We start from the raw sequence: 18,343 nt of genomic DNA on the forward strand, positions 1-18,343 counted from the left end.
CGGGGTCACCGAAGGTTGAAGGCCTTGCCGCATCTGCCGCACCGGATGAGACCGGGGCTGTAGCCGCCGATCACGAACTTGGTACGGCAGTGGGGGCAGGTGACGGTGTAGCCGCGCGGGTTGCGCTTCATGTGGACCTCCAGGTCATTGAACGGTGCCGGCCCGTGGCGCTCTTGCGCCCCCGGCCTCTGCTACTTCTCGTTGCGGACGCCCTTGTGCTGGTTCGGGCTGCCGTTGAGGATGCGTCCGGTCGCGGTGTCGCGCTTGAACCACGTGCTGCCGCGCTTGAACTCACTGCGTCCCCGAACTGCGCCGACGCGGTGGCCGTTGCCGGTGTTCTTCGCCATACCTCTCACCTCCGTCCTGACAGCCCGTCCCGTGTTCACACGGCGGCTCTCAACAGGTAGTCGAGGCAGGGGGCAGGAGAGTTAGCGGCAGTCCTCGCAGCGCCCGCCCTCGAGCAGGTAACTGGCGAACATCATGAAGCAGCCGGTGCACTGCGCCTCGCGCTCAGCTTGGCGATCACAGCGGCATCTGCCGCAGCGCGGGCATGCTGGGCCGTGGCACCCTGAGCAGGGGTACTGGCGGACCTTAAAGTCTGTGTCACAGCAGTACCCGGTGAGCAGCGGCCGGGCGTCGAATTCGCGCGGTTGCTGTGCGTGGAACGCATCGATACCCCAGAGGTCCACCGCAGAGAGGATCGCGATGATCCGGTTCGTCTCGCCGAGTAGATCGGCGTAGAAGTCAGCGACCGTGCCCCACGGCGTCGTCCACCGCACACGCTTGCTCGTGGCCGCTCCTGAAGTAACGGCCAACATCGGATGCGTGGGCGAGAGCGTCTGGCCACGCCAGGGGTACACCCTGGGCCACCCTTCGTCAGGATCGGGCCGGATGCTTGAGTGACTGACCGATCGCGCGTAACGGTCGATCAAGACGACTGCTCCCAGGTTGGGGAGCCTTCGCGCCAACGCGATCGCACAGACAGGACGGCTTGCTTGCGTGGCGTTGTACAGATCGACCAGGTGCTGAGCTCGCAGTGTTGCGCCGGGCGTGAGGCTGGAGTTCAGGAGCGAATTCGGAAGGAGGAGCTGCTGCGCGATTCGGTCGCAGACACTCTCGAGCAAAGGTCCCGGATCGACCTGGTCGATGATCCAGTCGTAGACGCCTGGCGTGCGTTCCACCAGCCAATGACCCAGTTCATGCGCGAGCGTGAAGTTCTGTCGCCGACTGCTCGCAGTGGGCGCGTAGAGCACCACTCCGTCCTCAAGGAACGACACCCCGTCGCAGGCGCCACCGTCCTCTCGTGAACCGGCGAGCCGCTCGACGGCAGTGACGGTCAGCCCAAGATCTGCTCGCATCACCTCGATCGGCTCAAGAGCGAAACGGTCTGCAGCAGTACTGGGCATGGTGTCGACCGCGCGGGCAACGATGGCATCGATGCTCACTGATCACTCCGAAGGCGATTCGACCGCGGCGACGAGCGCGTCCAACGACTCCAGCATCTGAGCTGTGTCTGGAGCGCTTCCCCGATGAACGGTCGCGACAAGGCGCCCTTGGAGCGTGGCGGACGCAACCGGTAGCGACACATGCCGGGCCTGAGCCCAGCGGGCCACGAGCTCCTTGAACTTCGGACTGCGACGAAGTTCCTCAAGAATACCAGTCTCTGGAGTGCCGCTCATGGCGCTAGAGAGTTGCTCGACCGTTCTTCCAAGGATCTCGGCCAACGCCTGGATGAGCGCCGGCGGAACGTCGTGCATTGGTCGAGTCTCCCAGCGGAAGACGTCAGCGTCTGAGGTTTGCCAGCCTCTCTGCCGTAGCCGTGACGCGAGCCCGCTCGGTTTGAGACCCGCCCTCTTCCTCGCGCGGGCGAACGCTTTGGGATCCAGGGTGCATCGCTGATCGGGAACCAGCCCAAGCATTGCCGCCACAGAGTCCGACTCGAGAGGAGGTGCTTCATGCTGCGAAAGCCACAGGAGCTCGCTGGTGTCGGCCAGTGTGCTGAGCTCTGCGAGCTCGTCCGCTCCGATGTCGGTGCTTCGGAGGACCTCTCCAGTTCGGTGCGCGCGCTTCGCGAGCGCGTCAACAACGCGCTCTCGCTCTTCATCGTTCATCGTTGGTCCTCCCTTCCGGCCATTGCGGCTCGAAGCAACTTCAGCACCTCAAGCTTCATCTGGCTGACTCTTGCTGGCGTCACACCCAGCTTTGCCGCGATCTCGGCTCGGGGACGCTCCTGTCCGATGTAGTCGACCGCCACCAGCCGCTGCCGCTCGTCAAGCATGTCGAGGCTCGTCCGCAGAAGAACGACTCGTCGCTCCAGGTCGACCTGCTCCGCGGCCTCCTCGCCGACGTCGACGTCAGCCTTGCGACCCTGCAGGTCGTCGAGTGGTGGGCCGGCCCGCTGGACCGTCGCCGACTTCACGATGTCTTGCGCCTTGCGCTTGACGACCTTGACGAGGAAGGCCTCCCAGTTCCCGATGTTCGTGGGAAGACCGTTCCTCATGATGGACACGATCGCACCGCTCACAGCGTCCTCAGCGGAGGCCTCCATACCCGACGGGCGAAGTGTCGCGTACGCGACGCGGTACATCGCGCCGCGATGTTGTGCGTAGAGGGCCGCTAGGTCAGGAGCGGTACCGCGCCGCTCACGCGCGAGGGCAGACTCATCTTCCACCTCCGCTTCACCTGTCGGCACCACACCTCACCTGCCCTTCAGCACGTAGTCGAGCGAGGAGGGCCAGCAGTAAGTCCGCCCTCGGACGCGTTCACGAGGATGGCTGAGGAGCCGCGCCAATGGGGCCACCTGGCCGGGTGAAATAGGCGGTGCGCAACTGGTAGACGCGCGTGCCCGTAAGGTGCGTGGGCCTGGGCAGACGGCGCTTCGCGAAGGTCGCGATGGTGCGTTGAGCCTCACACAGGGCCCGCGAGGTGGCGACGGACCATCGAGACCGAGACGCCGAGCTCCCGCGCGACAGCCGTCACTTCATCGGCCGGAAGGACGTCGCCCAGCCGGATGAGGATGTCCCGGAGACGGACCTGCCTGTCCTCATGCCAGGTGTCCACGCGATCAGGCTCCCCGCTCAGACTCGCGGCGAGCGGAGACCCCTCGCGGGGGTGGGGTGCGATACCTCGCCCGGCTCAGGCTGCCGTGCTGCTGTGGCGGGCGCGTTGCTGGGTGGGGGTCCGCGCGGAACGGTGTGTCCGTGGAGTTGCTGCTGTCCCGGCGCTCTGCATCCGCTGGACCTCGCGCAGCACGATGACGCACGACTTGAGCACCGCTCGGCCCGCGTCGGTGGCGTCGTAGCCGCCGTCATCGGTGCGGCGCAGGAGTGGGAAGCCGAGGTCGTCGGTGAGGGTGCGCACCTGGGTGCTGACGGAGCTCACGGCGATGCCGAGTGCGCCTGCGGCGCGTGTCATGGATCGGTGCTCGACGACGGCCTGGAAGGTCCTGAGCTGAGCGAGTGACACCACTGAAGCCTCCCTGGGGCCGCACTGCCTGGCGGCGTGAAGTTACATGCGACCGTTGCGGACGTCAACGGTGAGGTGGAAGCGCTCTCTGAGACTTTCGGGTTTTCTGAAGATCGCTACGCCGGTCCGGATTTCACCCGCTACGTTCAGCGCGCCCCGATCGGCGCGTGCTACGTGAGCGACCTGGGCGACAAGTTCAGATCCGGAGCGCCGCACGGTGGCGGACGCCCGAGCCCGGGAGTGCTACGTGAGTTCATCGGTTCGTCGTCGTCACCTTATGAGGACGCTGGTCGCCTCCGGGCTGAGCGCGTCCCTGGTCACGACGATCGTGGTGGGTGGACCAGGCTCCGCGCTCGCCGCGGGCAAGCCGGATGCGACCTCGCCGGGCGAGGAGCACGCGCAGGAGTCCGGCGACATCGGCTTCTGGGGGCGGCTGCTCGGTGGCGGCGAGAAGGAGCCGGCCAAGGCTCCGGCGTCGTCAGAGGGTGTGCCGAGCCGTGAGCACCTGCCGAAGGGCGAGGTGGCACCGAAGGCGGAGCGCGTGCGGGAGCTGAAGGACCGCCGCACGACGAACTCGCGGTCGTTCCTGATGAGCAACGGCCAGGTGCAGGTCGAGGTGTCGGCGGAGCCGGTCGCGTTTGAGGCGGCGGACGGGTCGTTCGAGGAGATCGACACCACTGTCGAGCCGACGGCGAAGGGTTCGAAGGCGCGCGGCAAGGGGTGGGCGGCGTCGAACCGGAGCAACGTGGCGAAGTCGTTCTTCGGGACGTCGGCGGAGTCGGTGCTGCGCGTCGAGGCCGACGGCGGCAACGGGGTGACCCTGGGGCTGGCCTCGGCTGAGGACACCGAGCTGGAGCCGGTCGTCGACGGGTCTCGCGTGACCTATGCGGACGTCGAGGCGTTGGCCGGCGGGGACCTGGTGTACGACGCGGAGCCGGGCCAGGTGAAGGAGTCGATCGTCCTCGACGAGGCCCCGACGGACCCGGTGAGCTTCGAGTTCTCGCTGGACGGCCTGGAAGGCCTGGTCCCGCAGGTGGAGGACGACGGGTCGATCGGGTTCTACGGCGAGAGTGCCGACCCGGTGCTGACGATGCCGGCGGGCGTGATGTTCGACTCGGCCAAGGGTGAGTCGAGCGAGGGCGGCAAGGTGGCCCCGGCCGACGACCAGGGGCGTGCGGTCTCGACGGATGTGTCCTACGACCTGGCGGAGGCCGAGGACGGGGCGTGGTCGCTCACGGTCACCCCGGATGCGAAGTGGCTGGCGGCGAAGGAGCGGGTCTTCCCGGTGACGGTGGACCCGACGATCATCGTCGCTCCGACGCCGACGACGAGCAAGGACACGTTCGTCCACTCGCTGAACCCGGACACGAACTACGGCACGTCGGAGCGGCTGTCGGTCGGCCGGACCGACGGCGGTGGCCTGGTGCGCGGGCTCGTGACGTTCCCGCTGCCGCAGGTGCCCGCGGGCACGAAACTGACGTCGGCCGCGCTGCAGATGTACTACTCCCAGACGCACACCAGCTACACCACGGACGTGGCGCTCGAGGCGCACCGTGCGACGGCGGCGTGGGACTCGCTGTCGGCGACGTGGAACTCCTCGAAGAGCCTGGTCGGTGAGCTCTCCGGCACGCAGATCGTGCTGGACAACGGGGACGCGGGCACGGCGGCCACGGGGTCGTGGCCGGCGTCGGGCAACCCGGACCTGACGAAGTACGCGGTCGGTGGCGACTACCAGTTCGCGACCGGCACGCCCGCGGGCGACGCGTACACGTGGCGTCCGACGCTGCCTGCCGCGGGGACCTGGCGGGTGGACGTGCATCACGTGCCCGCGAACGACCGGCTGACGAACGTGCCGTACACGGTGGCGTACTCGGGCGGTTCCAAGACGTACTCGGTGGACCAGACGCGAGGCACCGGCGGGGTGTGGACCACGCTGGGCGCGCACCCGTTCAAGGCGGGCACGACGGGCACGGTGGTGGTCAAGGACACGCCGTCGACGACGGCGACGTCTGTCATCGCGGACGCGGTGCGCTTCACCAAGGGCTCCACGGTGGTCAAGCCGTCCGGTGAGCTGCAGAAGTGGCACTCCTACGACGTGACGGACACGGTGCAGGGCTGGCTGGACGACGAGTTCCCGAACTACGGGTTCGTGCTGAAGGCGGCGGACGAGTCCGCGAACGGTCCGCTGGGCGGGCCGCGGTACGACGCGAGCGAGTACACCTACGGCGGGGAGACGCGTAACCGGCCGAAGCTGGTGCTGACGTACGGGCGCCCGGGCGTGGTGCTGGACATCCCGGAGACGATCCACGCCACGGGTGCGGAGCTGGCGTGGTCGGCGTATGCGGACCCGTCGACGTCCACGGCGGACGACCTGGTGGAGTACCAGGTGCACCGCAGCATCTACCAGACGTTCACGCCGTCGGCGGCGACGCTGGTGTCGCCGGTCGCGCCGGGGTCGACGACGTTCACGGATACGACCGCGGTTCCGACGCCCGCGGACAGCGAGGACCCGCTGGGCCGGGCGTACTACTACCAGGTCGCGGTGAAGACGAAGGACGGCACTGTGGTGCCCTCCAGCACGCAGCTGGCACGACTGCCGAAGGCGGGTCACACGACGAAGGTCGTGGTCGCCACGGGTGACACGTCGCTGTCGTCGGGCAAGCCGACGACGAACCTCAACGTGATCCAGGACGCGGGCCCGCAGAGCTGGGACATGGTCGGCAACGACTCGTCGTACTACGGCGACGTGCGGATGGTCGCCGAGTTCGACGACTGGGGGATCCCGGCCGGCGCGCGGATCACGGACGCTGCGCTGCGGATGTGGAAGACAGTTTCGGAGATCACCACGGCCGGTGGCGTGTACGAGGCGCGTCAGCTGACGACAGACTTCGACGAGACCACCGCGACGTGGAACGTCCCGAAGACCGGGGCGACGTGGACGAAGGCCGGCGGCGACTTCGGCACGACCGTGCTGGGCACCAACTCCGACTTCCCGGACGGTTCGGAGCGTGTGGGCTGGGACGTGAAGTCCCTGGTCCAGAAGTGGGCCGACAACCCGACCGCCTACCGCGGCGTGATGCTGAAGATGGCGAACGAAACCCTCGCGCAGGAGCACACCCTGTTCGCCTCGCGGGAGCTGGAGTCCAAGGGCGGCCTCGAGCGGTCCGGCCCGCGCCTGGCCATCACGTACCTGGACACGACGCCGGAGGGCACGTTCTACGCGCCGCAGACGCCGTCGCGGATGGACACCGGCGCGTCCTACAGCGCGGACGTCACGGTGACGAACACGACCACGAGCACGTGGACGGCCGCGGGCCAGCAGCTGCGCGCGACGTGGACGCTGCCGGACGGTTCGGCGGTGACGGGCGCGAAGGCGACCACCGCGGCGCTGCCGCAGGACATGTCGCCGGGTGAGTCGCACACGATCACCGCGCAGGTGACGCCGCCGCCGGTCACGGAGGGGAACAAGCGCAACGACGCGACCCTGAGCTGGCAGGTCGTCGCGACGGGGACCTCGACCCCGGCGCCGGGGCTGCCCTCGGGCGGCCTGAAGCAGAACGTGGCGGTCGAGGACCCGACGTCCGACGAGCTGGGTCTGGAGTCGTTCTATACCTACGCGGGCAAGAACACCGGTGCGGGGTCGTCGGTGATGACGAACGTCGCGTCCGGGAACGCGGTGTGGTCGTATGACGCGTTCACGAACCCGGGGCGCGGTCTGACGGCGTTCGCGCGGTTCGCGTACAACTCGATGGACACCTCCGACACGGTGACCGGGTACGGGTGGTCGGCTCAGCTGGCCGGCCCGATCCGCCTCGGGGCGCCGCTGGACTTCCACCCGAACCCGCACCCGACCGAGGTGTTCCTGCCCGACGGTGACGGGACCACGCACGTGTTCCGCCTGGACGAGGCGACAGGGGAGTGGGTCGCGCCCGCGGGCGTGAACTACAAGCTGTCCGCCAAGCCGGGCCTGGACTGCACGCCGGGCAAGGGCACGGACGAGCTCACCGACGCGTGGACGATGCTGCGCCCGGACGGCACCCGGTTCCTGTTCGACTGCGACGGGTACCTGACGTCCACGGTGGACAAGAACGGCAACACGCAGACCTTCACGTACGCGCAGCGGCAGTCGAACAACAAGCCGACGAAGTTCCTCACCTACGTCACCGACCCCGCGGGCCGGCAGGCGCTGAGCGTGGAGTACTGGGAGAAGGGGCAGTCCGGCTACAAGTACGTCGACGCGACCGGCGCGGTCGTCTCGGCCACCGGCAAGCTGTCGAACTCGAAGATCTACGACCACGTCAAGGCGATCACGGACGTCTCTGGCCGCCGCGTCGAGCTGTACTACACCGAGCAGGGCCTGCTGGGTCAGCTCGTGGACGGCGCCGGCTCCGGCAAGGCCAAGACGTTCGGCTTCACCTACGACGCCACCCAGGGCAACAAGAACGTCAAGCTGGTCAAGATCACCGACCCGCGCGGCAACGCGACCGGGATGGACTACTTCGCGCCGTCGCAGGGTGACGACCAGGCCGACCACTGGAAGGCCCAGACGATCACCGACCGCCTCGGCGGCGTCACCACGTTCGCGTACGCACCGAACGCCGCCGACGACACGCTGCGGGACGCGACGGTCACGGACGACAAGGGCAAGGTCACGTCCTACACCTCGGACGTGCGCGGCCGTGCGGTGTCCGTGACGAACGCGAAGGCCGAGAAGGTCGCGCTGACCTGGGACTCGGACAACAACGTCCGCACCCTGACCGAGGCGAACGGCGCGGTGACGGCGTACTGCTACGACCCGAAGACCGGGTACCCGATCTGGCAGCGTGACGCCGAGCAGAACAAGGCGAACGGGGGCGCGCCGGCCGCGACGGAGTGCGTGCGCGGGATGACCGCGGCGCAGGCGCCGAAGGGCGCGGCGGTGTACGAGTACGCCACCCGGGCCGACGGCTACGCGGCGGACCTGTTCCGCACCACCTCGCCGGCGGGGCGGGTCAACCAGTTCGGGTACGACGCGTTCGGCAACCTCACCTCGGTGACGGACGGCCTCGGCCTGGCGACGTCGACCGCGGGCGACTACACGACCACGTACACCTACGACGCGTACGGGCAGCTCAAGACCGCGACGGACGCGAACGGCAACACGACGTCGTACTCGAGCTTCACGCCGACGGGGTACCCCGAGAAGATCACCGATCCGGACCCGTTCAAGTCCGTCACCACCAGCTCCTACGACGTGCGCGGCCAGGTCCTGAAGGTCACGGACGCCGCCGGCGGGTGGACGACGCAGGCCTACGACGTGTTCGGGCGTCCGCTGGAGTCCGCCAAGCTCAAGTCGGGCAGCGGTACGAGCGCGGTGACGATCACGACGCCCGCTCCGGTGTACGACGCGAACGACAACGTCACGACGTCGACGGCGCCGAACGGCGCGGTGAGCACCGCGGCCTACGACAAGGCAGACCAGGTCACCAAGACCACGGCGCCGAAGGACACGGACACCTCCGGTGCGCGGGCCACGACGTACGCGTACGACACGGTCGGGAACCTGACGTCGGTGACCGAGCCGAAGGGTGTGGCCACCACGGACGTGGCGGACGACTACACCACGAAGTACACCTACGACGACGTCTACCAGCTGACCGCGGTGACGAACGCGGCCGGGGACCGGATCGAGTACGACTACGACAAGGTCGGCAACACCATCGAGGTGCGGGACCCGAAGAAGGTCGCCTCGACGTCGACCACGGATTTCACCTCGCGCACCGGGTACGACCTGAACCACCGCCCGATCACGGCCACGGACGCCGACGGCAACATCACGCGTACGGGGTATGACGCGGACTCGCTGGTCACGTCGGCGACCGACGCGGACGGCAACGTCACGACCACGAAGTACGACGGGCGTGGGGCGCAGGTCGAGGTCAAGGTGCCGCACTCCGGCACCGGTGACGCGATCGTGTACCGCACCACCAAGTACGAGTACGACGAGGTCGGCAACACCACGCGGGTCATCACCCCGCGGGGTGTGGACACCGCGGCGGCGGACGACTTCGCGCTGCGGACCGAGTACGACGAGCTGAACCGCCCGGTCAAGCAGTTCCAGCCGTACGACCCGGCCGACTCCCGGTACAACAAGGCGGACGTCTTCACGGAGACGACGTACGACGCCGTCGGGCGGGTGAAGGCCACGTCCATGCCGCCCTCGGACGGGCAGACGAAGCGGAACACGACCACGTTCGAGTACTTCGCGAACGGGTGGGTGAAGTCGTCGAAGGACCCGTTCGGCATCGCCACGACGTACGACTACGACGAGCTCGGCCAGCAGACGGCGCGCACGCTCACCTCTGCCGGTGGTTCGGCGAACCGCACGATGACGTGGTCGTACTTCCCGGACGGGAAGCTGGCCGCGATGGCGGACGACGGTGTCCCGGTGGGGTCGAACGAGGTCCTCGCGGACAACTCCGACCGCCAGTCGACGACGGTCAAGGGCGCCTGGGCGACCGGTGACGTGACCGGTCAGCAGGGCATCGACCACCGCACGCACGCTGCCACGGCGACGCCGGGCACGGACGCATTCACGTGGAGCCTGGACGTGCCCGCGAACGGGACGTACGACCTGTACGTCGCGTACCCGAACGTGACCGGGGCGGCGAAGGACGCCGCGTTCACGCTCACGCACGGCGACCCGGAGGCCGCCGCGGGCAGCGACGGCGCGCAGGTGATCGAGCCGAAGGTCACGGTGGACCAGTCCGCCGGGGCGGGTGCGTTGAAAAAGGTCGGCTCGTACGAGCTCGAAAAGAACGAGACGACGTCGCTGTCGCTGGTGCCGTCGGCCACAGGAGTGGTGGTCGCGGACGCGGTGAAACTGGTGCGCGACAACAGCGCCGACACGGACACCGAGCAGAAGACGTTCACCTACGGATACGACGTGAACGGCAACCTCACCACGATCGACGACACGTCATCGGGTGCGGGGATCGATGCGTACAAGGTGGCCTACGACCAGCTGAACCAGGTGTCGTCGGTGACGGAGAACCTGGCCGGGACGGCGAAGACGACCACGTCGTACGCGTACGACGTGAACGGGCAGCCGACGAAGGTCACGCACCCGGACCAGGTCAGCGAGTACACGTACGACACGCGCGAGCTGCTCAAGACGGTCGGCGTGACCGACACGACCGGCGAGACGCCGGGGTCGGTGAAGACGACGACGTATGGGTACACGGCCCGGTCGCAGAAGGCGACCGAGACAAAGCCGAACGGGAACGTGACCTCGTACACCTACTTCCTGGACGGTGCGCTGAAGTCCACCAAGGAGCTGAAGAAGGACGGGACCACGCTGGTCGCGTCGCACGCGTACACCTATGACGCGAACGGCAACCAGGCCACGGACGCCAGTTCGAAGATGAACGCGGACGACCATGGCGCGTACCTGGACTCCACGACGACGTACACCTACGACCCGGTCGACCGGCTCGCGAAGAAGGTCAAGACCGGCAACGGGGCTTCGACCGAGGAGTACGTGCACGACGCGAACGCGAACGTCATCTCCCAGACCCTCAAGGGCGCGACGACGACGTACGCGTACGACCGAAACCGGCTGCAGACCGCCACCACGGGTGGGCAGACGGCGAACTACACGTACGACCCGTTCGGGCGGCAGCAGTCCGTCACGTCGGCGGGAACGGTGATCTCCCGCAGCACGTATGACGGGTTCGACCACGTGGTGAAGTCCGAGAAGATGGACGACACCGGCGCGCTGGTCGCCACGACCTACAAGTTCGACCCGCTGGACCGCACCACCTCGTCCACCTCGGGTGGCAAGACGACGGACTACACCTACCTGGGCCTGTCGTCCGAGGTCCTCACGGAAGAGGTCGCGGGCGAGCTGTCGAAGTCGTACCAGTACTCCCCGTGGGGCGGCCGGCTGTCGCAGATCTCCCACAAGGCCGACGCGGAGAACGGCGTCGAGGCTGGGGAGACGGCGTACTACGGGTACAACGCGCACACCGACGTCGAGACCCTGACCGACGAGACGGGCAACACGACCGCGACGTACGGGTACACCGCGTACGGGTCGGACGACACGTCCGAGTTCACAGGGATCGACAAGCCCGAGGCCGGCGACCCCACCAACGCAGAGCCGTTCAACGCGTACCGGTACAACTCCAAGCGCCTCAACGCCGGGTCGGGCACGTACGACATGGGGTTCCGTGACTACGACCCCGGCCTCAACCGGTTCACGACACGGGATATGTACAACGGGGCCCTGGCGGACATGGGTCTCGGAAGCGATGCCTACACCGGGAATCGCTACGCCTTCACCGCCGGCAACCCCATCAGCGGCATCGAGCTCGACGGCCACGCCTTCGCCATGATGATGGACGGCGCTGGCGGCAGTACACGCCCCGCGGAGGACAGGGAATCGCCGAGTTCCGAGGATCCTTCGGCCGTTGATTTTGAAAATTCGATCTATTGCAACCTCGACACTCTTTGCAGCATCAATAGGGATCATCCCGTTCTCGGGGCGCTCACCGGAGCGGACACTCAGGCGGCCTGTACCGAAGAACGATGGACAACAGGCGATTCGAGCGGCCCTGCGTGTGACAAGGCAGTGACAGCCGTAATTCTTGACTGGGCATTGATCATCGCCGGAGGAAGGCTTGCAATGCCCTCGGTTGGTCGCGCCGGCGAAGGTGCTCTGACCGTTGGGGAGAATGCTGCGGGCACGGCTGCGCGAGCATGCTCTTTTGCGGGTGAAACGACCGTCCTTATGGCTGATGGATCGCAAAAACAGATTCAAGATGTTGAGGTGGGGGACGAGGTAATCGCGACGGACCCCGAGACCGGCGAGCAATTGGGGCGCAAGGTCACGCACCTGTTTGTTCACGACGATGTCCTCACGGAACTCATGTTCAGCGATGGAAGCGTCCTTCGTACAACCGAGGATCATCCCTTCTGGTCTGTCACCGATGGCAAGTTTGAACGCGTCGACGAACTAGCTGTTGGGGAGAGTGTGCTTCGAGCGGACGGCAAGTCTATAGAGGTCACAGGACTACGAAGCGACTCGCAGGGTTCGGCGCTGGCCTATAATCTCGAAGTTCAGGGCATTCACACATACCACGTCGGTCAGGGCGAAGTGCTGGTCCACAACACCTGCCTTCCTGCACTGCGAGATTGGCAGAGCGAGCGATTCCAATTCGGAAACTCTACATTCCTGCTCGATAAGCGGGCCCTTACGCACGTCCTGGAAAGGCATCACCCCTCGTACTGGGATGGTTCTGTAAAGTCGAAGCAATCGTTCTTTGATGAGTCGATGTCGATCGGCGACGTCCAGGCTGCGATCGGAGACGTTGCTCGGCAGAATCGCGAGCAAATGGCACGCATCGGCGCGGGAAGCGGCCAAGTTCAAGGGACCGTTGGTGGTGTAGATTACGTCCTGGGGGTCAGTCGAGGTCGGATTGGTCAGTTCTATCCAGGAGTTCTTCCGTGAAAAGGGTGCAAGTTGCAAGTTTCGTTAGGGTTGGCGGCGAGTTCTGTCTGATTGGACGGGCTGTTCGTCATGACGGCGATTGCGAATATGTGCCTGGTGCGATCGGGCTTGCAGTTGACGGGTATGAACTGCTTGGCCAAGATCTCTGGGACGATATCAATTGGTTGTGGCCTGTCATGGTGCAGGGTTTGGATGAATGCCGCTCTGCGGGATCAGCTAAGCGCTTCTTCCCCGATCAGCCGATTGCTTTCGAAAGCAAGATGGTGGGGGCGAGGGGCGAAGTCATGCTGGCAGTGCGAACCGCGGACCGGACGATAGATCGTAGGGCAATTGCGCCCGTTGCTGAGCTTTATGAAGCAGTTGCACTCGCAGGCCTTGAGTTTTATGAGAATCTGCGTCGGCTCTGCGGGCCGGGGGCCGTCGCTGACGAGGATGAGCGGATTGTTAGAGGTTGGCTTGAGGGGGAATGAGCCTGCGTACCGTAATTCGCGTTGCATCTCGACTGTCGCGCAATTAATGGACCCCGGGACTAGCCGAATTAATGCCCACAAGATCGCGCCGCTTTTGCCGGATGCTGGAGCCGTCGGACCGCTAGAACGTCCTTATCTGCGATGAGCCCAGAGCCAGTCGGTGTGGTCGATCGGTGTACCGCCTCTCTTGCGGTTCAAGTCGTGCCACGCGTCGTGCCACGGATTGAGGCCTGTGCCACGCGATTGCCGCGCACCGGCGGTGTGCCCGTGGGCACGGTTGCCCATAGTCTTGCGCCGCCCGAGGATGGCAGAATCGGGCTACGCGATCCGCGAGATTTCAGCGTTTCTGCGGCTCCGCGCATCATGAAGAGAACAGTTTCAAGCGCGCCTCGATCGGCCGGAGTTGGGGCCGAGCCTCCTGGAGAAGGTCGGGGGTTCGAATCCCCCTAGCTCCACCGAAGGCCGAAGGCCGCCGCACCTGGTGCGGCGGCCTTCGTCGTTCCCGGGCGCCTGCGGACGTGTCCCGGGTCAGGCCGTGCGGCGCGACAGGAGTGCCGCGACGAGGAAGCAGAGCGCCCCGACGAGCGTCCCTGCCTGGTCCCACCACGCGCTGAGGTAGGTGCCCGTGGACGGTTCCACGTACGCCCCGACGGCGGAGGCGGCGAACGCCACGGAGCCGACGGCGTTGAGCCAGGTGCCGTGCCAGGTGCGCGCGTCGAGGTCCCACAGGTGCCCGCGGTCGCGGGTCGCGACGATCGCGAACGCGGACGAGACGAGGAACGCGACGGAGCCGTACGCGTCGGGCTTCCAGCCCGCCCCGAGCCGCCCCGGGTCGTCGACCGCGGCCACCAGGGCGGCGACCGTGCTCACGTTGAAGCACACGGTGCCGGCGAGCTGGACCGCGGCGGCCCACCAGTCCCACAGGTCGGCGGGGTGCGTGCCCGCGCGCGGCGGGCGGCGGCCGCTGAGGCTCAGCTGGACGAACGCCGCCGCGGTGAAGAACACGGACCCGACGACGAACGTGACGCCCGCCCCGACCGCGCCCACGGCGTCGGCGTAGGGCGGGAGCGCCCCGACGAGGAAGCACAGCGACCCGACGGCGAAGCCCCACGCCTCGCGACGCAGGCGGCGTCGCGAGGTGCTGGCGACGTCCCGACCTGCCGCGGACACCTCTGCAGCGTAGGAACGGGCGGCGGAAGGCCTCAACCGTCGGGCCCCTTTTCACCCTGACCAGGCCTCACCAGCTGCGGCGCACCGTCGCCTTGCCGCCGGAGACGAGGCTGCGCGGGGGCACGTCGTCGGCGACGACGGACCCGGCGGCGATCACCGAGTCCCGCCCGATGGTGACGCCCGGCAGGACGGTGGCGCCCGCGCCGATCCACACGTTCTCCTCGACGTCGATCGGGCCGCCGGTGAGCCACACCCTCCGGTCGTCGGTGTCGACCGGGTGGCCCACGGTGATGAACGTGACCCGCGGCGCCACCATGACGCGCTCGGCCAGCCGGATCCCGGCGTAGTCGAGGAAGGTGCAGTTCTGGTTGACGAACACCCGGTCGGCGAGGTCGAGGTTGAGGCCGTGGTCCGTGTAGAAGGGCGGGTAGATCGTCGTCCTCGGCGGGAGGGCGCGCCCGAGGATCTGCTCGAAGAGCTCCGCCTTGCCCGCCTCGTCGTCGAACGGCAGCACGTTGAGGCGGGAGGTGAGCTCGGTGGCGCGGAGCACCCGCTCGGACATCGCCCGGAACTCGGGGCCGTGGATGCGCAGGAGGAGGTCGCTCGGCATCCCCCGATGGTGCCGGGTGCGTGCGACATCCCCTGCTCACGACGCCCGGGACCCGGGCGCCTCCCAGGGGAGCCGCGTGCTGACCGGCGCGGGCGCGGGCAGCGCCCCGCCGGCGGTGCCGCGAGCGGCCGGTCGCGGTGCGGCGCCGAGCCGCACGACGGACGTGCGGTCGTCGACGCGGACGGCGGCGAAGGTGCCCTGCGCGGGCACGTCGCGCGGCACCGGGATCGCGTGCCGTCCGGCCGGCAGGGTCGTGTCGAGGAGCGCGACGGTGTGGGGGACCGGGTCGGGTGGCACGGGCACGGTCCAGAGCGCTGTCGCCGTGACGTGCGCGGGTGCGGTGAGCGTCACGCGCAGCTCGCGGGTCTCGGCGTCGTGCTCGACGCCGGGCGCCGGGCCGCCGACGAGCTCCTCCACCTGGGCGGTGAGCAGCGGCGCCATGCCGCCCAGCCCGCTGCGGAGCTGGACGTCGGGGTGGCGACGGAGCATCTCCGCCTCCAGGTGCTCGCGCAGCGGCGGCGGCACCTGGCCGCCGAAGAGCACGAGGTCGAGGTCGCGGGCGTCGTAGTCCTCGAGCACCCGGTCGAACTGGTTGGTCGCGTTCGCCGCGATGCCGCGGGCCCGCAGCATCGAGACCGTCTCGGTGAGGGCCCGCGCGCTGCGGCCCACCACGAGGACCCGCGTCGTCCTGTCGGTCATCGTCCGCTCCTTTGTTGGTGAAGCCAAGATTGGCACGACCAACATACATCGAATGTGGGTCGCGCCAACACCCCGCTAGGCTCGGGGCATGCGCGAGCCCCTCCCTCCCCGCCGCACGCCCGACCGGCAGAAGGACCGGCCGACGTGGCTGCTGGGGCGCGCCGCGGCGCGGTCGTCGGCGCTGCTCGCCGGCGCGTTCGCCGAGCAGGGCGACGGCCTGCGCGGCTACCACTACCGGCTCCTGGCCGCGCTCGAGCAGTGGGGCCCGGAGAGCCAGGCCGACCTCGGTCGGGACACGGGTATCGACCGGAGCGACGTCACCGGCGCCCTCCAGGAGCTCGAGGAGCGCGGCCTCGTGGAGCGGGAGGAGGACCCCGCGAACCGGCGCCGCAAGATCGTGTCGGTCACGCCGTCCGGCCTCGCCGAGCTCCTGAGGCTCGACGAGGTTCTCGACGGGGTGCAGGAGGCGCTCCTCGCACCCCTCTCCGCCGCGCAGCGGCGGCAGTACGCGGAGATCATGGCGCTGCTCGCCGACGCCTGACCCGCAGTGGCGCCCGAGGCCGGGCCGCGTCGCGCCGCGCGCATGTGACGAGGTCGTGGAAGCCGTCGACCAGCGGTCGGTGGATGCGCAAAGATGAGGGGCGTGCCCCTCCGGAACGTCCGATTCGTCCTGCCAGTCTTCCTGACCGGTGCACTCGCCCTCACCGGCTGCGCGGCCTCGTCGCCCAGCGAGTCGGCGAGCCCGTCGACGGGCGCCCCGGCGGTCGCGGTGCGCGACCTGTCCACGCACACGGTGCTCCTCGACGCGGCCGACCCGGCCGAGCTCGCCCTCACGACGAGCCAGACGGTCTTCGCGCGCTCGGAGGTCGTGGTCCTCGCGGACGCGGACGACGCGGGAGCGCGGGAGGCCCTCGCTGCCACGGCGGAGGCCGTGCACGCCCCCGCGCTCCTGGCGGACGACGCCGGGACGGGGGTCGCCGAGGAGCTCGAGCGGCTCGGCGCGCGCGCGGCGGTCGTCGTCACGGGCGACGCGCGGGCGGAGGGCGCCGCTACGAGTGCCGCAGGCGGCACCGACGCCTCGGGTGCTGCCGACGAGGGCGCCGGAGCGGACCCGGGCGCGGCGGCGCGCCAGGTCGCGGACGCCGCCGGCGTCCAGGCGATCACCGTCAGCCCCGACGTCGTCGGCGGGGAGGGCGACGCGGGCGACGGTGCGGGCCCGACGCTCGAGGACGACGACCTGGAGGATCTCGTCGACAGCCTCGACTCCCTGCTGGGCGAGGGCCCGGGGGCGTCCCCCTCCGCGTCGGGGGGGACGGAGGGGGCGCCCCGCCTGCTGCGCGAGGTGCTCGCGCTGGTCGACCCGCAGGAGGGTCAGGAGGCCGCGATCGCGTCGTTGCGCGCGGCGGGGGCCGTGACGACCGAGGTGCCCGGCGGCGACCTCGCGTCCGCGCGCGTCGTCGAGACGGTGGACCGCGCGCAGGCGCTCACCGTCGTGGGGGTGGGGCGGTCGTTCGGCGATGCCGGGACCTTCGCCTGGCGCGTCGCGGCCGCGGAGCGGGCGGCGCTGCTGCCCACCGGGTCGCAGCACCTGCTGCCGGCGCGCTACGTCGCGGTCGACGGGTCGGTCTGGGACGAGCCCGCATCCGCCGTCGCGCGGGCGCGGGCCGCGGCCGCCGCCTCCGTGCCGGGCGACGACGCGCCGCACGACGGTGCCGACGCCCCCGTGGTGCCGACGCTGGTGCTGCCGGTCAGCGCCACCGCGAGCGCCCCGGGCGAGGACGGCGACTGGGTGACGCAGGAGGACGTGGACGCGCTGCGCCCGCTGGTCGACGCGGCGCGGGACGCCGGGGTGTACGTGCTGCTCGACGTCGGGGCCGGCCCGGCGCCGGTGGTCGAGCAGGTGCGCGCGGCCGAGCCGCTGCTGCGGACGCCCGGGGTGGGGGTCGCCCTGCACCCCGAGTCCCGGGTCGGGGACGGTGCCGCGACGACGTCCCACCAGATGTCGGCGGACGAGCTCGACGACGTGACCACGTTCCTGGCCGACCTGGTGTCGCGGGAGGGGCTTCCGCCGGCGCTGCTGGTCGTGCACCAGACGCGACCCGAGTCGGTGCCCGACCGGTCCCTGCTGCGCTCGGTGCCCCAGGTGGAGACGCTGGTCCTCGCCGACCTGACCGGCGGCGCCACGACCGGCGAGTGGGTGTGGAACCAGGTGAGCGCCGACCTGCCCGACGGCGTGCACCTGGGGTGGTCGGGTCCGGCGGCGGGAGCGGTCGTCCCGACCGACCCGGCGCCGGTGCTGATCGCCACCTCCTGACCGTCGCTGTGCTCTCGGGCGCCGCCGGACGGCGTCGTTGACAGGGGTTCGATCGATTCGGCAGGATCACTAACGTAACGTTTCGATCCTCCGTCGGCGCCGACCGGGTGCCGTCGACCCGCGCC

General features: G+C 68.8%; 13 protein-coding genes and 1 tRNA gene. 5 read left to right on the forward strand and 9 right to left on the reverse strand.

Translation table 11 applies throughout. The features are described from left to right. Positions 1-5: 5 nt before the first annotated feature. The 6 genes from ACQP6G_RS11230 to ACQP6G_RS11255 form a co-directional block, all read right to left on the reverse strand. Positions 6-131 carry an MJ0042-type zinc finger domain-containing protein gene (locus ACQP6G_RS11230; RefSeq protein ID WP_429764404.1) on the reverse strand — a complete coding sequence of 42 codons (126 nt, stop codon included), beginning with the start codon at positions 129-131 and terminating at the stop codon, positions 6-8. A 60-nt stretch (positions 132-191) separates the two neighbouring features. Next, positions 192-347: a hypothetical protein gene (locus ACQP6G_RS11235; RefSeq protein ID WP_429764405.1), complete on the reverse strand. Its 156-nt coding sequence runs from the start codon at positions 345-347 to the stop codon at positions 192-194. A gap of 81 nt (positions 348-428) precedes the next feature. Further along, positions 429-1,445 carry an ImmA/IrrE family metallo-endopeptidase gene (locus ACQP6G_RS11240; protein WP_429764406.1) on the reverse strand — a complete coding sequence of 339 codons (1,017 nt, stop codon included), beginning with the start codon at positions 1,443-1,445 and terminating at the stop codon, positions 429-431. A gap of 3 nt (positions 1,446-1,448) precedes the next feature. Continuing rightward, positions 1,449-2,111, reverse strand: a complete 663-nt coding sequence (locus tag ACQP6G_RS11245; protein WP_429764407.1) for a hypothetical protein — start codon at positions 2,109-2,111, stop codon at positions 1,449-1,451. Further along, positions 2,108-2,695, reverse strand: a complete 588-nt coding sequence (locus ACQP6G_RS11250; RefSeq protein WP_429764408.1) for an RNA polymerase sigma factor — start codon at positions 2,693-2,695, stop codon at positions 2,108-2,110. Before ACQP6G_RS11250 ends, ACQP6G_RS11245 begins: the two co-directional genes overlap by 4 nt. A 440-nt stretch (positions 2,696-3,135) precedes the next feature. Then, positions 3,136-3,468 carry a LysR family transcriptional regulator gene (locus tag ACQP6G_RS11255; RefSeq protein ID WP_429764409.1) on the reverse strand — a complete coding sequence of 111 codons (333 nt, stop codon included), beginning with the start codon at positions 3,466-3,468 and terminating at the stop codon, positions 3,136-3,138. A 274-nt stretch (positions 3,469-3,742) separates the two neighbouring features. Between ACQP6G_RS11255 and ACQP6G_RS11260 the strand changes: the two genes are divergently transcribed. The 3 genes from ACQP6G_RS11260 (at position 3,743) to ACQP6G_RS11270 (ending at position 13,880) form a co-directional block, all read left to right on the forward strand. Next, positions 3,743-12,955: a golvesin C-terminal-like domain-containing protein gene (locus tag ACQP6G_RS11260; protein WP_429764410.1), complete on the forward strand. Its 9,213-nt coding sequence runs from the start codon at positions 3,743-3,745 to the stop codon at positions 12,953-12,955. After that, on the forward strand, positions 12,952-13,425 hold the full coding sequence (locus ACQP6G_RS11265) for a hypothetical protein (protein ID WP_429764411.1): 474 nt from the start codon (positions 12,952-12,954) through the stop codon (positions 13,423-13,425). Before ACQP6G_RS11260 ends, ACQP6G_RS11265 begins: the two co-directional genes overlap by 4 nt. A 399-nt stretch (positions 13,426-13,824) precedes the next feature. Beyond that, a tRNA-OTHER gene (locus tag ACQP6G_RS11270) sits at positions 13,825-13,880 on the forward strand. 73 nt (positions 13,881-13,953) lie between these two features. Here the strand turns inward: ACQP6G_RS11270 and ACQP6G_RS11275 are convergent. From ACQP6G_RS11275 to ACQP6G_RS11285, 3 genes are all read right to left on the reverse strand, one after another. Beyond that, on the reverse strand, positions 13,954-14,595 hold the full coding sequence (locus tag ACQP6G_RS11275; RefSeq protein WP_429764412.1) for a hypothetical protein: 642 nt from the start codon (positions 14,593-14,595) through the stop codon (positions 13,954-13,956). Between the two features lie 67 nt (positions 14,596-14,662). Further along, entirely contained in the window at positions 14,663-15,205 is a 543-nt protein-coding gene (locus ACQP6G_RS11280; RefSeq protein WP_429764413.1) for a sugar O-acetyltransferase, read from the reverse strand. Positions 15,206-15,241: 36 nt separating this feature from the next. Beyond that, on the reverse strand, positions 15,242-15,904 hold the full coding sequence (locus ACQP6G_RS11285; RefSeq protein WP_429764414.1) for a hypothetical protein: 663 nt from the start codon (positions 15,902-15,904) through the stop codon (positions 15,242-15,244). A gap of 88 nt (positions 15,905-15,992) precedes the next feature. On the opposite strand from ACQP6G_RS11285, the gene ACQP6G_RS11290 reads away from it, so the two are divergent. Both ACQP6G_RS11290 and ACQP6G_RS11295 read left to right on the forward strand, forming a co-directional pair. Continuing rightward, a complete protein-coding gene (locus ACQP6G_RS11290; protein ID WP_429764415.1) occupies positions 15,993-16,445 on the forward strand; it encodes a MarR family winged helix-turn-helix transcriptional regulator in 453 nt (150 codons plus the stop codon). 102 nt (positions 16,446-16,547) lie between these two features. Continuing rightward, positions 16,548-18,218: a hypothetical protein gene (locus tag ACQP6G_RS11295; protein WP_429764416.1), complete on the forward strand. Its 1,671-nt coding sequence runs from the start codon at positions 16,548-16,550 to the stop codon at positions 18,216-18,218. The last annotated feature ends 125 nt before the right edge of the window (positions 18,219-18,343 follow it).

It is taken from the genome of Isoptericola nanjingensis (assembly GCF_050311635.1).
Classification (GTDB): domain Bacteria; phylum Actinomycetota; class Actinomycetes; order Actinomycetales; family Cellulomonadaceae; genus Isoptericola; species Isoptericola nanjingensis.

Excerpts from the sequence above, each read along its gene's own strand:
- ACQP6G_RS11230 (WP_429764404.1), bottom strand. The coding sequence starts at position 131 with ATGAAGCGCAACCCGCGCGGCTACACCGTCACCTGCCCCCACTGCCGT.
- ACQP6G_RS11235 (WP_429764405.1), bottom strand. The coding sequence starts at position 347 with ATGGCGAAGAACACCGGCAACGGCCACCGCGTCGGCGCAGTTCGGGGA.
- ACQP6G_RS11245 (WP_429764407.1), bottom strand. The coding sequence starts at position 2,111 with ATGAACGATGAAGAGCGAGAGCGCGTTGTTGACGCGCTCGCGAAGCGC.
- ACQP6G_RS11260 (WP_429764410.1), top strand. The coding sequence starts at position 3,743 with ATGAGGACGCTGGTCGCCTCCGGGCTGAGCGCGTCCCTGGTCACGACG.
- ACQP6G_RS11280 (WP_429764413.1), bottom strand. The coding sequence starts at position 15,205 with ATGCCGAGCGACCTCCTCCTGCGCATCCACGGCCCCGAGTTCCGGGCG.
- ACQP6G_RS11285 (WP_429764414.1), bottom strand. The coding sequence starts at position 15,904 with ATGACCGACAGGACGACGCGGGTCCTCGTGGTGGGCCGCAGCGCGCGG.
- ACQP6G_RS11290 (WP_429764415.1), top strand. The coding sequence starts at position 15,993 with ATGCGCGAGCCCCTCCCTCCCCGCCGCACGCCCGACCGGCAGAAGGAC.